A 777-nucleotide genomic window follows, 5' to 3' on the forward strand; every position below is an offset into this window, starting at 1 on the left:
GTTGGCGCGGTGCCTGAGACGCGATGCCTTTTCGTGGGCTGCCGCGGAACCGGCTTTGCCGGGCCGCTGGCGGCGCCCCCGGTAGGGGGTGGGCGGCTGCACGAAGTGAGCCAACCTGGGGGCGAGCTCATTTCACCGCGCCGAAGGTCAGGCCCTGGACGAGCTGCTTCTGGCTGAACCAGCCGAACACCACGATGGGCGCGATGGCCATCAGTGAAGCGGCGGAGAGCTTGGCCCAGAAGAGGCCTTCGGGGCTCGAGTACGAGGCGATCAACGTCGCCAGCGTGCCGGCTTTGGCGGAACTGAGGTTGAGCGCCCAGAAGGACTCGTTCCAGCTCAGCACGAGGCACAGCAGACCGCAGGATGCGAGGCCACCGATCGACAGCGGCATCACGACGTTGCGAAACTCCGTCCAGAGATTGGCACCGTCCATGCGCGCGGCCTCGAGGATCTCGCTGGGAATGTCCTTGAAGCTCGTGTAGAGCATCCACACCATGATCGGCAGGTTGGACAACGTGAAGACGACCAGCAGCGCGGTCCTCGAATCGAGCAGGCCCGCGGTCTGCGCGATCACGTAGATCGGCACCAGCGCGCCGACGGCCGGCATCATCTTGGTCGAGAGCATCCACATCAGGATGTCGCGCGTGCGCCTCGTGCGAAAGAAGGCCATCGAGTACGCCGCCGGCGCCGCGATCAGAAGGCCGAGGATCGTCGAGCCCACGCTGGTGATCAGCGAGTTCTGGGCATAGAGGAGATAGTCGCTGCGGCGCTGTACCT

1 protein-coding gene is annotated in these 777 nt (G+C 65.4%); it reads right to left on the reverse strand.

The window, feature by feature from the left end:
- Positions 1-127: 127 nt before the first annotated feature.
- On the reverse strand, positions 128-777 hold a 650-nt coding region (locus AC1D2E_RS36010), incomplete at its 5' end, for a carbohydrate ABC transporter permease (protein WP_478201816.1).

Source organism: Variovorax sp. P1_H2 (assembly GCF_056405295.1).